General features: G+C 68.5%; 15 protein-coding genes. 11 read left to right on the forward strand and 4 right to left on the reverse strand.

From position 1 onward, the window contains the following. The first annotated feature begins 488 nt into the window (after positions 1–488). Genes U2P90_RS14440 through U2P90_RS14450 form a run of 3 tightly spaced genes read left to right on the forward strand, consistent with a single transcriptional unit; the run spans position 489 to position 1,493 of the window. Positions 489–623: a hypothetical protein gene (locus U2P90_RS14440; protein ID WP_322472687.1), complete on the forward strand. Its 135-nt coding sequence runs from the start codon at positions 489–491 to the stop codon at positions 621–623. 16 nt (positions 624–639) lie between these two features. Then, entirely contained in the window at positions 640–837 is a 198-nt protein-coding gene (locus U2P90_RS14445; protein ID WP_295814765.1) for a hypothetical protein, read from the forward strand. A gap of 2 nt (positions 838–839) precedes the next feature. Beyond that, positions 840–1,493, forward strand: a complete 654-nt coding sequence (locus U2P90_RS14450; RefSeq protein ID WP_295814760.1) for an HD-GYP domain-containing protein — start codon at positions 840–842, stop codon at positions 1,491–1,493. 121 nt (positions 1,494–1,614) lie between these two features. On the opposite strand, the gene U2P90_RS14455 is transcribed toward U2P90_RS14450, so the two are convergent. Then, positions 1,615–1,908 (reverse strand): hypothetical protein, encoded by a 294-nt coding sequence (locus U2P90_RS14455; RefSeq protein WP_322472688.1) that lies wholly within the window; start codon positions 1,906–1,908, stop codon positions 1,615–1,617. A gap of 127 nt (positions 1,909–2,035) precedes the next feature. On the opposite strand from U2P90_RS14455, the gene U2P90_RS14460 reads away from it, so the two are divergent. From U2P90_RS14460 to U2P90_RS14470, 3 genes are all read left to right on the forward strand, one after another. After that, a complete protein-coding gene (locus tag U2P90_RS14460) occupies positions 2,036–2,986 on the forward strand; it encodes a LysR family transcriptional regulator (RefSeq protein WP_322472689.1) in 951 nt (316 codons plus the stop codon). Between the two features lie 142 nt (positions 2,987–3,128). Continuing rightward, a complete protein-coding gene (cysS, locus tag U2P90_RS14465; protein ID WP_322472690.1) occupies positions 3,129–4,601 on the forward strand; it encodes a cysteine--tRNA ligase in 1,473 nt (490 codons plus the stop codon). A 278-nt stretch (positions 4,602–4,879) separates the two neighbouring features. Further along, on the forward strand, positions 4,880–5,461 hold the full coding sequence (locus tag U2P90_RS14470; protein ID WP_295819499.1) for a YcjF family protein: 582 nt from the start codon (positions 4,880–4,882) through the stop codon (positions 5,459–5,461). Positions 5,462–5,582: 121 nt separating this feature from the next. On the opposite strand, the gene alr is transcribed toward U2P90_RS14470, so the two are convergent. Next, entirely contained in the window at positions 5,583–6,686 is a 1,104-nt protein-coding gene (gene alr, locus U2P90_RS14475) for an alanine racemase (RefSeq protein WP_322472691.1), read from the reverse strand. 61 nt (positions 6,687–6,747) lie between these two features. On the opposite strand from alr, the gene U2P90_RS14480 reads away from it, so the two are divergent. Then, a complete protein-coding gene (locus U2P90_RS14480) occupies positions 6,748–8,682 on the forward strand; it encodes a hypothetical protein (RefSeq protein WP_295819493.1) in 1,935 nt (644 codons plus the stop codon). A 75-nt stretch (positions 8,683–8,757) separates the two neighbouring features. Next, positions 8,758–9,201, forward strand: a complete 444-nt coding sequence (locus tag U2P90_RS14485) for a hypothetical protein (RefSeq protein ID WP_322472692.1) — start codon at positions 8,758–8,760, stop codon at positions 9,199–9,201. A gap of 168 nt (positions 9,202–9,369) precedes the next feature. On the opposite strand, the gene tatC is transcribed toward U2P90_RS14485, so the two are convergent. Beyond that, entirely contained in the window at positions 9,370–10,158 is a 789-nt protein-coding gene (gene tatC / locus U2P90_RS14490) for a twin-arginine translocase subunit TatC (RefSeq protein ID WP_295819488.1), read from the reverse strand. A gap of 8 nt (positions 10,159–10,166) precedes the next feature. Further along, positions 10,167–10,415, reverse strand: coding sequence for a twin-arginine translocase TatA/TatE family subunit (locus U2P90_RS14495; RefSeq protein WP_295819485.1), 249 nt, complete (start codon positions 10,413–10,415; stop codon positions 10,167–10,169). 380 nt (positions 10,416–10,795) lie between these two features. On the opposite strand from U2P90_RS14495, the gene U2P90_RS14500 reads away from it, so the two are divergent. The 3 genes from U2P90_RS14500 to U2P90_RS14510 all read left to right on the forward strand — a co-directional run bounded on the left by U2P90_RS14500 (position 10,796) and on the right by U2P90_RS14510 (position 12,436). Beyond that, on the forward strand, positions 10,796–11,038 hold the full coding sequence (locus U2P90_RS14500; protein ID WP_295819482.1) for a twin-arginine translocase TatA/TatE family subunit: 243 nt from the start codon (positions 10,796–10,798) through the stop codon (positions 11,036–11,038). 128 nt (positions 11,039–11,166) lie between these two features. Then, positions 11,167–11,733, forward strand: coding sequence for an RNA polymerase sigma factor (locus U2P90_RS14505; protein WP_295819480.1), 567 nt, complete (start codon positions 11,167–11,169; stop codon positions 11,731–11,733). After that, entirely contained in the window at positions 11,720–12,436 is a 717-nt protein-coding gene (locus U2P90_RS14510) for an anti-sigma factor domain-containing protein (protein ID WP_322472693.1), read from the forward strand. The genes U2P90_RS14505 and U2P90_RS14510 overlap by 14 nt, the downstream gene beginning before the upstream one ends. Positions 12,437–12,668: the final 232 nt, after the last annotated feature.

Raw genomic sequence — 12,668 nt, forward strand, 5'->3', positions numbered from 1 at the left:
GTTTAAAGTATGGCTCGCTGCCAGCGCCTGAGTAATTCTGGCTGCAATCCGGCGATCGCCAAGTGAGAGGTAGCCTCGCCTAGCCTCTTCGAGCGTTTTGACCGCATCCGGTTCCCCTACCGACTCAAGGCTGACACCCAACCATCGAAGCGCACGAAACTTCAGTTCTCCATCCAGCCTGGGGAGTAGATCTCGGAAATGCTCGACCGCCTTTCGTCCTCTCCCAGACGCACGTAGATAGTTACCAAATTCCACAGCCGCCTCTTGGTGACCTCGTGCCATTGCGAGCTCAAGCGGTTCCTCGCAGGCCGCGAAATGCGCGAGTCTCAGATGAGCAATGCCAAGAAGTGCAAGCTCTTCAGTAGAGAGATCACTCCGGCCGTTAAGAGCTGTTAACACTGCCTCGTATGCGCCGTCCTCAAATGAAGACCGGATGCGTTCTGGAGGCACAATTCGCTCTTTCACATCCCCTCACCTAAGATACATCCATGAAGAAAAACCTGCGCTCGGCTGCCGCTGTCGGTATAGCATTCATGCTCACAGTCGCTGTTGCCGCCCCCGGCGGTACCACCTCGCTCGAAAAGAGCGCCAAAGCCACGACCTCGCTCAGCATCGCGAAGTAAGGACACAGGGACGATCATGAGCATAGCTTACTCAACCTACACGGCCCGCAACCGCCAGAACACCACCGACAGCAAGGGCACGGCCCCGCTCGCCCGCAGCATCACCGAGGTGCACACCTCGAACGTCCGCCCTGCCACCAGCGGCCTGCTCGCCACCCGCATGGACGCGCTCTCGCTTCAGGTCGGTCGCCTGGCCTGCTACGGACTGGAATAACCATGAATGATTCGGTGCTCCGACAATACGACGACCGTCTCCCGGAGACGTTCACGCTGCTGTCACAGGCGCCGGATGCGGTGGTACAGGACACCTTCGATGAGGCTTGCAACTGGATTCGCACGTTGCTGGGCCGCCCCGCCGAGGGACACGAACGACAGGTGACGATGCTGGCCCTGCGGCTGGCCCTGGAAGCGGGCGAGGTACGGACGACCCTGGGGATCCGTCAGGTGATCTGGGCAGGTATGCTGCACGACATCGGCAAGTCGGCAATCGATCCGCGCATCACCAACAAGCCCGGCGGACTGTCGGCACAGGAACAGGACATCATGCGGCAACACCCGGCGCTGGGTCGTCGGCTGGCAGCCATGGCTCCCGATGTGGATTCGGAGATTCTGAACGCGGTACAGCACCACCATGAACGCTGGGACGGCATGGGCTACCCGGCGGGCCTGATCGGCGAATCGATTCCGATGCTGGCACGGATTCTGAAGGTCGCAGACGTCTACGACGCGCTCGTGACCAACCGCCCCTACCGGCCGGCGTGGTCGGCAGACGAGGCCGTGGACTACCTGCTGGAACACTCAGGCTCAGATTTCGATCCCAGACTGGTGCGGATTTTCGTTCACCAGGTGCTTCAGGTGTATGGCAACTGAGTATCATTTGATGGGTTGAACAACAACAGAGTCGGGCACCTTCCTGTGTGGAGGGTGCCCGTTTTCGGTGCCGTGCGGCAGAAGTCCGCTCATACTCGCTGCGTTCGGAGTCGTCTTCGATTCACCCGAGACCCGTAGACCGGGCACGGATCGGGCCGAGCGGGACGATGCCGGCCCGGTTCAGGGCCATGCCGAGGTCGGCGGCACGCTGACTGGGATCACTGGCCCGGGCCTCCAGGGTGACATCGCCCAGCCGGGCCACGGGCCACACCCGGATCGTCCAGCCGGGGAGGTCGATGGGCTGGCTGACCGGCCCGCTCAGGATGGCCTCAAGGATGAAGGTGGGGGCAACCGTGTCGTCCGGGGTGGTCTGGAGTGGCAGGTGATGCCGGGGAGCGGGCGTGTGCAGGGTCATGGTGAACCTCCTGGCTCCAGGGTGCATCTGCACCTGGCCCTCAGGACATCGGGTGCGGCAGGGACGCTCGGCACGGGGCATCGGCTTTCCCGATGGGGCCGGTTGGCCACGGGGATTACAGTGGAGCATGGCTCCGGGCAGGCCCACCACATCCAGCTTCCCGACCCTGGCGCAGCTGCGCTCGCTGATCGCCGTGGCCGATGCCGGCGGCTTCAGCGAGGCCGCGGCGGAGCTCGGCGTGTCGCAGTCGTCGCTGAGCGAGGCGGTGGCCAAGCTGGAAGACGTGGTGGGCCGCCCCCTGCTGCGGCGCTCGCCCGCCGGCACGGTGGTCACGCCGGCTGGAGCGCGGGTGCTGGCCCACGCCCGGACGGCGGTGCAGGCGGCCGGGGACGTCCTGCTGGCCGCGCAGGACGACCGGGAACTGGCGGGGGTGTTGCGGGTGGCCTCGTTCCGGTCGACGGCCACCCACCTGCTCCCGCCGGTGCTGGCGGCGTTCCGGCGCGACCACCCCGCGGTGACCGTGCGCCTGCTGGACGGCGAGGCGGACGGCGGCGGCGAGGCCCAGGTGCGGGACGGCCAGGCGGACATCGCCCTGGTGGTCGGCGAGGCCATGCCGGGGTTGCGCCTGACTCCCCTGCTGGACGACGAGTATCTGTTCGTCGCGCCCGAATCGCGGGGGACGCAGCCGGTGACCTTCGAGGAGCTGACGGCCTCGGCGCTGCTGTTGCCACCCGGCCTGAACTCGTGCCATGTGCGGGTGCAGTCGTACCTGCGGCCCCTGGGGATCAGCCCCGCGGCCGTGACCGAGATCGATCAGGACAGCGTGATCCTGGGCATGGTGCGCCACGGCCTGGGCGTGACGGTCATGCCACGTCTGGCGCTGCTTCCCCTTCCAGATGGGCTGGTGGCCCTGCCGCTGCCGCAGTCCCTGACCCGTCCGCTGGCGGTGGCGACCCTGCCGCACCGGTCACACCTGCCGGTCATCCGGACGTTCACAGCCGCGCTGCTCGACTCGCTGGGCCGGGCGGACACCCGGCCAGGGGACGGATGGCGACCGGGTCAGGCTCTGCTACATTGAGGACATGACCGTCCTGTGTTGCCCCTGCCTGCGGTAAGCAGCACCGACTGCCGGCCGCGCCCTGACTCTGTGGCGCGGCCGTTTCTGTTGTTCGTCCCGTGCGTAACCCTGCCCTGCCTGTCCCTGTGCCGAGGAGCCCCCCATGACCCGAGTGCGTGAACCCGATCCGAACATCGTCCTGTACGACACCATGCAGCGCAGGAAGGTGCCCTTCGTGCCCTCCACGCCGGGGCGGGTGGGCATGTACCTGTGCGGGCCGACCGTGTACAGCGATGCTCATCTGGGGCACGCGAAGAAGGAGGTGGCCTTCGACGTGATCCGGCGTGCCCTGATGCACTTCGGGTACACGGTGCGCTACGTGGCGAACATCACCGACGTGGGCCACCTGCTTGACGACAGCGACGACGGCGAGGACAAGATCGCCCGCCGCGCCGTGCTGGAGCAGCTCGAGCCCATGGAGGTCGCGGACAAGTACTTCTGGTCATTCGTCAAGGACATGGACGCCCTGAACGTGCTGAAGCCCAGCATCAATCCCCGCGCCACGGGGCACATCGGGGAGCAGATCAAGCTGATCGAGGAACTGATCGAGCGCGGGCACGCCTACGCATCGGCGGGCAGCGTGTATTTCGATGTGCGCAGCTGGCCGGAGTATGGCAAGCTCTCGGGCCGCAAGCTCGACGATCAGGAGGAAGGCACGCGCGAGGCCGTGCGCGACGAGAAGCGCGACCCCCGCGACTTCGCGCTGTGGAAGCACGCGGGCCCCGAACACCTGATGCGCTGGGACTCGCCGTGGGGCATGGGCTTTCCGGGCTGGCACATCGAGTGCTCGGCCATGAGCCTGAAGTACCTGGGCGAGGGCTTCGACATCCACGGCGGCGGCCTGGACCTCCAGTTCCCGCACCACGAGGCCGAGATCGCGCAGGCCGAGGCCGCCGGGCACCCGTTTGCCCGGTACTGGATGCACAACAACATGCTGACCATCGGCGGCGAGAAGATGAGCAAGAGCAAGGGCAATTTCACCACCATCCAGGACGTGCTTGCACAGCACGACGCGATGGTCGTGCGCTTCCTGCTGGTCGGCAGCCACTACCGCTCGGTGACCGAGTTCAGCCAGGAGGCCTTCGAGGGCGCACGGAACGGCTACCGCCGGCTCTCGGAGGCGCTGGGTGAGGTCGAGCGCCGCGTGCCCGCCGCCCCGCCCGGAGCAGACGCCGCGCTGGACGCGCAGGTCGCCACGCACGTGCAGGCCTTCGAGGACGCCATGCGCGACGACTTCAACACGCCCCGGGCGGTCGCCGCGCTCTTCGGCCTGACGACCGATGTGAACGCTGCCCTGAACGCGGGCACACCGGGACAGGACACCCTGGAGCGCGTGCGGGACGCCTACCGCTCGCTGGGCGGCGGCGTGCTGGGCCTGTTCGCGGACGGACTGCCGGGTGTGCAGGCCCAGGACGACGCACCGGTCGTGGACGCCCTGATGGCACTGGTGCTCAAGGCACGGCAGAACTACCGCCTGACCAAGCAGTACGCCGAGGCCGACACCCTGCGCGACACGCTGGCCGGGGTGGGTGTGACCGTGGAGGACACCAAGGACGGCCCGCGCTGGCGGCGCTGACCGCGTCCTCCCCCAACCGTGATGAACGTGCCCGGAGTCCATGAAGGGATGCTGGCAGTCCTGTCAGGAACCTGAAATGTGGAACCCGTACACTGTGGTTCGAGAGGTGGTGACACCCTCATCCTTCCCTCCTCAGGGCACGCCACCCCCCCTTGGGCGTGCCCTATTTCGTTGGTGTCACTCCGCAACAAGCCGGTCAGGCACGTGGCCCTGACCGGCATAAACGCCCGGTCAGCCCGGCCTCATGCGGGGGGATGACGTGGGGGTACACTCCACTCATGCTGCCGCCACTGGTCAAACAGGTGCTGGACAACTTCAACCTCGATGTCGATCCCGCGAAATCGCAGGACGAGAACGTCGACGAGGTCATCAAGAGTGCCGCGTTGCTGGCGGGAGCGATTGCGGTCGAGCCCATTCCCTTCGCGGACATCCTGCTGATCACACCGGTACAGGCCAAGATGGTGCTGCACATCGGGAAGATCTACGGCTTCGACATCTCGACGGAGCGCTCGCTGGAGATCGCGCGGGAACTGGGCGTGACGGTGGCATACGGCATGGCCGCGCGGCAGGTCATGCGCGGTCTGGCGAAGCTGGCCCTGCCGGTGATCGGGGGGCTGATCACGGCCCCCGCCGTGTATGGCTGGACGTTCGCGCTGGGACGCGTGGCACAGAACTACTTCGAGCGCCGCCGCCTGGGCCTGCCGGACTCGGAACGGCAGCGGGCGGTGGTCGTGCAGGAGGCCAAACAGCAGTCCCGCCGGGTGCTGCCGAGCGCCCAGGACTTCACGGATCTGGCCAGTGAGCTGCGGCGCCGCGCGGAACAAAAGGGGCCGGGCAGCGGCCCGCACGGCCCCAACTGATTCGGCACCCTGACTGAGCCGCAGCCTGCGGCCCTATTCCCGGAACCCGTTTCCCGGGCGGTGTCTTCGACACGCCGTCACCGGGTTGCACCGAAACAGTGGCCGGCGCAGCAGCCAAGCGTCAGGGCACGGCGGCGCGGTCAATCCGCGCACCCAGGCCGGTCAGCACCTCGTACTCGATGGTATCGCCCCACGCGGCCACCTCCGAGACGTTGATGTCTGCCGGCCCCCACACTTCGATCCACTCGCCCGGGTGCACGTCCAGGCCGCTCACGTCGACCATGAACTGATCCATGCAGATGCGGCCCAGCACCGGGCGCCGCTCACCACGCACCGTGACGTGGGCGCGCAGCGTGGCGTTCCGGGGGTATCCGTCGGCGTAGCCCAGCCCGACCGTGGCGACCCTCAGGTCGCGCGGAGCGGTGTACAGCCCGCCGTAACTGATGGTCTCGCCAGCGTGGACGTCGTGGACGAAGGTCACCTGGGCCTGGAGGGTCATGACCGGCCGCAGGGGCAGCACCCCGTGGAGATGGGACGGCACGAAGCCGTATGACGCCAGACCGGGCCGGGCCAGTCCCATGCCGGGCAACGCCCCCAGGCTGAGGACACCACCCCCGTTCGATGCATGGGCGAGCAGCGGTGGCAGCTCCGCCAGCACTGCCTGGAAGCGGCGGAACTGCTCGTGGGTGAACCTCAGATCCACTTCATCACTGGTGGCGAAATGGGTGTAGGCCCCCTCCAGCACGCCGCGTTCCGCAAGGCGCCGGCCCACCGCGACGGCCTCGGCCGGGCGGGCTCCCAGCCGGTTCATGCCGGTGTCCACCTTCAGATGGGCGCGGGCGTGCGGGGGCAGCGCTTCAGCCTCGGCCAGCGTGGCGACCGGGATGCGCACGCCCAGATCGGCCAGCACCGGCACCTCCTGCGGCGTGGGCGGCGTGAGCAGGACAACCGGTCTGCCCAGTTCCAGGGCTGCCACGGCCTGGGCCTCTCGCGGCACCGCGACCGCGAGCCCCCACACGTGCGGCGACGCGGCGGCGGCGCGGGCCACGACGTCCAGACCGTGACCATACGCATCCGCCTTGACGGGCAGCAGCAGGGGCACCCCGGCGCGGCCCGACAGGGCCGCCAGATTGTCGAGCAGGGCAGAACGCGAGGTGAGGGCGCGGGCACGGGCGGCGAAGGGCGGTGCCGCGCCCTCCTCGCCCTTCGGGACAGACGCGGGCATGGACGCCACTGTAGCGTGACCGGAAGCAGCGCCAGATGGCCCGTGTATTCTCCTCGTAGCCATGCCGACGCCCCTGTTCCGTTCCGTGATGTCCGTGTTGTTCGTGTTGGGTGCCCTGTGGGGAGCAGGCCGGGTTCAGGGACAGGTGGTCGGGGTGCTGCCATTCGTCTCGGTGGGTCAGAAGTGGCCGCAGGCGCAGGAATCCTACGTAATCCGGGTGTCGGCCCAGGACGCGGGGAAGCCCGTGAATCTCGAGGTCTACAGTCCGACGTTCAATCTCGCGGACTATGTGGACGGCCGCCGCAGCGCCGGGTATTTCGGGGACGAGCTGTACCGCAAGAACGAGGTGTTTCAGAGCACCTTCACGCTCAGCGGGCCGGGCGGGCCGGTCGTGGAACGGCGCTACGGCATGAACCGCGAGCACACCTGGGACAGTCTGTTCGCCGGGGGGCTGGCGGCCGGCACCTACACGCTGAAGGTCGTGAGCAGCGGCGACGGCAAGAACTCGTTTGCCCTGCGGGTGGCCGCGCCCTTCGTGCTGGAGACCAGCGACTTCAGCGTGAATGCCCGCGCCAGCGAGAAGGCGGCGGTGCTGGCCGCCACCCTGAACGTCACGCCGGACTGGGTCGGCAAGACCGTGGGGCTGGTGAACTACGACATCGACGGAGCGACCGAGGCCGAGACCTGGGTGATCCAGCCCGGCGGAACGCGCGTGAACCTGAAGCCCAGCGGCAACGGTGAGACCGTCACGGATCCGTTCACCATCACGGCCGCGCAGGTGGGGCCGTGGCAGGTGTATATCCGCGTGCTGCCCTCCACCAAACAGTTCAGTAACGCGATCCGGTACTCCTTCCGGCTCGACGGTCAGCCGGTGCGGGCCCAGGTGGGCGGCTTCGCCCCACCTGACGGCCTGAAGATCAGCAACCAGCTGCTGGTGGAGGTCGTCGATCCGCAGGGTCAGCCGATTCCGGGGTCGTCGTATGCGCTCGTCGGGGACGCGGTCGTGCGTCCGCAGTTGCCCGCCGGCTACGTGCCGGTCAGCGCGAGCATCGTGCAGGGCACCGGCAACATCACCTCGCCCGCCGAGGTGCGCTTCCAGCCAGGCTTCACCAAGGTGCGCTTCGTGGCCCGGCCGCCGTCCGGCCGGCTGGTCGTGGACGCGGTGGCGATCTACGGCACGCAGCGCATTCCCCTGAGCGGCACCCCCTTCGAGGTGGCCGGGCGCACCCTGAGCACGCCAGCCACCGTGCCGCTCGCGCCCGGCGACTACCTCGTCAGGCCCGGTGCGGTACCCGGCGCCACCGTCAGCCCACCGCTGCCGGGCCAGGTGACCGACAGCGCGACCTCCCGCGTGACGGTTGAGTACCGGGTGCTGACCGACATCACCCTGACCACCAGTCCGGACATCGTGAACGCCTGCGACGTCACGCAGGTGACGGCCACCGCCCGCACAGACTTCGCGCAGCGCCTGCCGGGCCGCCTGAAACTCACGCTGCCCAGCGGCTGGAGCACCGACTACCCGCTGGAGGTGCCGGGCGAGTTCAGCGCCGGCCTGCCGCTGCGCCTCAAGGTGCCGGTGCGCGTGTGCCGCAGCGACATGGCCGAGGCGATCCTCGATCCCATCGACCTGCGGACGACCAGCATGGCCCGCGTGCGCAGCCCCGGCGGATCCAACGTGACGCGCAACGTGCAGGGCGGTGCCCGCGCCAGCCTCGCCAAGACGCTGGAAGCCGTGGGCAGCGGCTACACCGTCACCCTGCGCCTGGCTGTGGACAGCACCCTGAACAATGTGAAACTGATCGATCCGCTGCCGAGTGGAGGCAGCCGCAGCGCACTGAACGTGCAGGGGCCGGCGGGCACCACCCCCAGGGCCCGCTTCGAGGGCGACGCCGTGATCCTGGCCCAGGTCGTCCCGGGCACCTACGTGATCACCTACACGCTGGTCTCGGATCTTCCGGCAGATCGCGTGAGCAGTGTGCCCGATCTGGACTGGTAGGCGGCACACACCGGCGATCTCCGGCCCTCAGGTCACGTGCATGCCCACCTCACGCGGGCGCCCTATCCTGAGTCCATGAGATGCGCGCTGCCACTGCTGACGGCCCTCGGGCTGGTCGGCTGCGCTGCCCCGGAGGTGCCCACGCCGACCTTGCAGCTGCTGGCGGCCCCGACCTCCGTGGTCATCGGTGGCCGGGTGCTGTCGGCGGCCGCGCAGCCGATCCTGGTGGACAGCGACCTCACCGTCCGGGTGCAGGTCGGCACCGAGCGCCCTCCGTTGCCGGCCCTGACCGTCACCGGGGTGTATGTCGTCACGGACGGCGGGGTGTGGAAGCGGGCTGTTACCTCCAGCCAGCGCCGGGGGTGTGCCTCGGGTGCATGCCAGCAGGCGACCACATCGGGCCGCGCCGCCGGGCTGCGTGTCGGGCAGCGCGTCCAGGTCGTGACGCGGCTGCAGGACGCGACCGGACAGTCCATGTGGCTCCGCGACGCCGACGTGGCGATCCGGGCCACCCCGTGACCCCAGGCAGTCACCCCGGATCCGCGCCGGAGTGGCCGTAATACCCGGCTGGAACCGAACTGTCGGTCACGCTCGCTGCTCTGGGAATTCCCGAGGCGACTGCTGGGCAACGGCCGGCGGCCTCGGCCCTCCACCAGGCTGAAGCCGCCGCGCCTCACCGAGCAGGGATCACGTACCCAGGATGGTCTTCTCCACCTCTTCCACCACGTCCTCGACCGGAGGCAGGCGGAACACGCGCGACAGCAGGACGCCCAGCTCGTAGAGCACGTACAGGGGCACGGCCACGAGCATCATGTTGGCCGGATCCGGCGTGGGCGTGATCACGGCCGCCGCGACCATCACGATCACCAGCGCAAACCGCCAGCCCCGGCGCAGCATAACGTGGTTCACGATCCCGATCCGCGTGAGGATCACCGCCAGGATGGGCAGCTCGAAGGCGAGCCCGAAGGCGACGAGGAAGGTGGTCACCTGACCGATATACGTCCCGAGCGACAGGATCGGAGTCACGGCCCCGCCCAGGAAGTCCAGCAGGAATTTGACCATGGCCGGCAGCACCAGTTCGTAGCCGAAGAGGGCCCCGGCCAGGAACGACACGCCGGCACCCAGGATGAAGGGCAGCGCCCAGCGCCGCTCCGTGGGGTACAGGCCCGGTGCCACGAACCCCCACACCTGCCCCAGGATGAAGGGCAGCGCCAGCGCCAGACCGGCCCAGAACGACAGGTTCAGGCTGATCATGAACTGATCCGTGAGGTTCAGCGTGACCACCTGCACCCGGTCTTGCTGGTACAGCACGGAGTTGCTCAGGGGGGCCTTGATCAGCTCAATGAGCTGCACGCGGTACTGGAACGTGAAGGCCATGGCGATGACCAGGAACACCACCGAGATCACCAGCCGCTTGCGCAGCTCGTCCAGGTGATCGAAGAGCGGCGCGCTCTTGAGGTCAGCGTCGCGCGTCATGGCGGCGCTCAGCTACGGCGGTCGCTGACCGGGGTCGTGTGAACCTCGGGCATCGGAGCGCCCGTCACCGGGTCGAGCTGACGGCTGGGCACGTCCGTGACGGCGGCATGCGGCCTGTCGGTGCCGTCCTTGGTCTCCTTCTTGAATTCGCGGATGCCCTGACCCAGGCCCTTGCCCAGTTCAGGGAGTTTGCGCGCTCCGAAGATCAGGGCGACGACGACCAGCAGCAGGATGATTTCGAGTGGGCCTAGGGACATGGTGGGCCTCCAGTGCCGGAACGGGCCGGCGGAACGGATCAGATGGAAACGGCGGAATCGCAGGGTCGCGTGCCCACATCATCGGCACGTCCTCTCAGCAATATGCCCCTGAGGGCCGGGCGGATCATGACCCAACCTTAAGCTAGACCGCCGGGGTTCAGCCGTGGTTAACACACGCCGGGGCGCGGCGGGGGCACGGCCGCCGCCGGATCACGACGGTGGCGTCCTCCGAACCGCCGCAGGCCGGCACCGCACACCCGTCATGGGGCACTCACGCAGGCCCGGATGATCCAGAGACCGCCTGCGCGCATATGCCTCGTCAGGTAGCTGCGCGGTGATCCGGAGTGGACGGCGTGGCAGCTCTACCGAAGGAGTGCAGCATGCCCAACATCGGCGCACCGGAACTGATCATGATCCTGCTCGTGGCTCTGGTGGTCTTCGGGCCACGCAAACTGCCTGAACTCGGCAAGTCCCTGGGAGCCGGGCTCCGCGAGTTCCGCAAGGTCACCAGCGGCGTGACTGAGGAATTCCGGGCTGGTATCGACGTGCCGGCGCAGACTGCGCCCGTGCCGGCCCGGACCGCCACACCGGTTCAGGACGACAGCGCCACCCGCGCGTCCTGAGTCCCACACGCCGGCCCGGCCGGTGGTGCCGGGCACGGTCTGCGGATCAGCGCCTCCGGAACAGTAAGGTGCCGTGAGGCCGGGGTCCACGTGGGCGCCGGGGCCTTTGTTAGGCTACGTGGGCACCCATGACGAACCTCAGCTACCTCCAGGACACCCCAGACGAGACGCTGATGGTCATGATGGCCGGCAGTCAGGAGGACGCGCTGCGCGAACTCCACCGCCGGTATGCCCGGCTGCTCTATGGACTGGGCGGGCGCATGCTCCGGCAGCCCGACGACGTGGAGACCTGCGTGCAGGATGCGTTCATGAACGCTTGGAAGCATGCCGGGCGCTTCGACCCGTCGCGGGCGAAGGTCAAGACGTGGCTGGTCAGCATCGCCCACCACCGCTTCCTGCAACAGCTGCGCGACCGTCCGGACGTGGCCCTGGAACTCGAGGACTGGGACACCCCGACGGCCGCCACCGACCCGACCGACACCATCCTGGCCCAGCAGGCAATGAACGCCCTGGACAGCACGCAGCGTCATCTGGTCGAGCTGATGTACTACCGGGGCTACACCCACTCGGAGCTTGCCACGATGACCGGGCTGCCGCTGGGCACAGTAAAATCCCGGTTGCGGATCGCGCTCGAACACATGCGGACGTCGCTCGCGCCGACCGGAAAGGGGGGGAAAGACCATGGATCACACTGAACGCCTGCTTGCCGGCGCACTGCACCAGCTCTCCCCGGCCGAGGAGGCGGAGCTCGAGGCAGCCCTCAGGGCCGACCCTGCCCTGGATCGCCAGTACCAGGAGTTGCTCGCGTCCCTGACCACCCTGCTCGATGACCTCGATCTGGAGGCGGTGCCCGTGCCCGCGGGTGCCGAGGAGCGTCTGATCGCCCGCCTGCACCGTGAACAGCGTGCTCTGGAGGCGTCCGATCTGGCCCCCCCCACCGTGCCGGAGCCGGCCCCGGTGGACGCGCCGTCACCCGGGAACCCGGTGTCCAGCTCCAGTGCCCCCCGCCGGCCCCTGTGGTGGCCCGCGTTGCCCCTGGCCCTCGCGGCGGCCGTGGCCCTCGTGTTCGCACTTCAGCCCGCAGATCCACTCCAGCGGTATGCCCGGACACCCGGCGCAGTCACGGCGGCGATTGTCGCCGGCGGTCAGTCGCTGGGCACGGCGGTACGCCTCCCGGATGGGCGGGTGTACGTGCACCTGGACACGCCGCCGACAGACGACCGAACCTACCAGCTGTGGCACATCCAGGCCGGAACGCCCGTGTCGCTGGGAGTGTTCGGCCGGGAGGGCGTCCTGACGCGGGTTCTGCCGGCGGGCGCGACCCTGGCCGTCAGCGTGGAGCCCCCCGGCGGCAGTTCCCAGCCGACCACGACGCCCCTGTTCGCCCAGCAGATCTGATTCCACCCGCCACCTGGCCACCCGCCCACCGATCCCGGGCTGCGGGTGGCCTTCCCCGTTCAGCTGCGGAGCCGGCGGAGCGCTCACCGGCGCGTCCCGGGAACCGGCCCACCCCCACCAACCCACCGGTGGGCTTGCCACCGGACCCGCCCCGTGTGGGCCGGCGGGATCGCCGCGCATCCGGGCGACCCACTGCCCAGACACCGTGCAGCAGCTCCCGGAACCGGCACCG

The sequence above is a fragment of the Deinococcus sp. AB2017081 genome (genome assembly GCF_034440735.1).
In the GTDB taxonomy this organism is placed as follows: Bacteria; Deinococcota; Deinococci; order Deinococcales; family Deinococcaceae; genus Deinococcus; species Deinococcus rufus.

Excerpts from the sequence above, each read along its gene's own strand:
- U2P90_RS14480 (WP_295819493.1), top strand. The coding sequence starts at position 6,748 with ATGCCGACGCCCCTGTTCCGTTCCGTGATGTCCGTGTTGTTCGTGTTG.
- tatC (WP_295819488.1), bottom strand. The coding sequence starts at position 10,158 with ATGACGCGCGACGCTGACCTCAAGAGCGCGCCGCTCTTCGATCACCTG.
- alr (WP_322472691.1), bottom strand. The coding sequence starts at position 6,686 with ATGCCCGCGTCTGTCCCGAAGGGCGAGGAGGGCGCGGCACCGCCCTTC.
- U2P90_RS14445 (WP_295814765.1), top strand. The coding sequence starts at position 640 with ATGAGCATAGCTTACTCAACCTACACGGCCCGCAACCGCCAGAACACC.
- U2P90_RS14455 (WP_322472688.1), bottom strand. The coding sequence starts at position 1,908 with ATGACCCTGCACACGCCCGCTCCCCGGCATCACCTGCCACTCCAGACC.
- U2P90_RS14470 (WP_295819499.1), top strand. The coding sequence starts at position 4,880 with ATGCTGCCGCCACTGGTCAAACAGGTGCTGGACAACTTCAACCTCGAT.
- U2P90_RS14510 (WP_322472693.1), top strand. The coding sequence starts at position 11,720 with ATGGATCACACTGAACGCCTGCTTGCCGGCGCACTGCACCAGCTCTCC.
- U2P90_RS14500 (WP_295819482.1), top strand. The coding sequence starts at position 10,796 with ATGCCCAACATCGGCGCACCGGAACTGATCATGATCCTGCTCGTGGCT.
- U2P90_RS14460 (WP_322472689.1), top strand. The coding sequence starts at position 2,036 with ATGGCTCCGGGCAGGCCCACCACATCCAGCTTCCCGACCCTGGCGCAG.
- cysS (WP_322472690.1), top strand. The coding sequence starts at position 3,129 with ATGACCCGAGTGCGTGAACCCGATCCGAACATCGTCCTGTACGACACC.
- U2P90_RS14505 (WP_295819480.1), top strand. The coding sequence starts at position 11,167 with ATGACGAACCTCAGCTACCTCCAGGACACCCCAGACGAGACGCTGATG.
- U2P90_RS14450 (WP_295814760.1), top strand. The coding sequence starts at position 840 with ATGAATGATTCGGTGCTCCGACAATACGACGACCGTCTCCCGGAGACG.
- U2P90_RS14495 (WP_295819485.1), bottom strand. The coding sequence starts at position 10,415 with ATGTCCCTAGGCCCACTCGAAATCATCCTGCTGCTGGTCGTCGTCGCC.
- U2P90_RS14485 (WP_322472692.1), top strand. The coding sequence starts at position 8,758 with ATGAGATGCGCGCTGCCACTGCTGACGGCCCTCGGGCTGGTCGGCTGC.
- U2P90_RS14440 (WP_322472687.1), top strand. The coding sequence starts at position 489 with ATGAAGAAAAACCTGCGCTCGGCTGCCGCTGTCGGTATAGCATTCATG.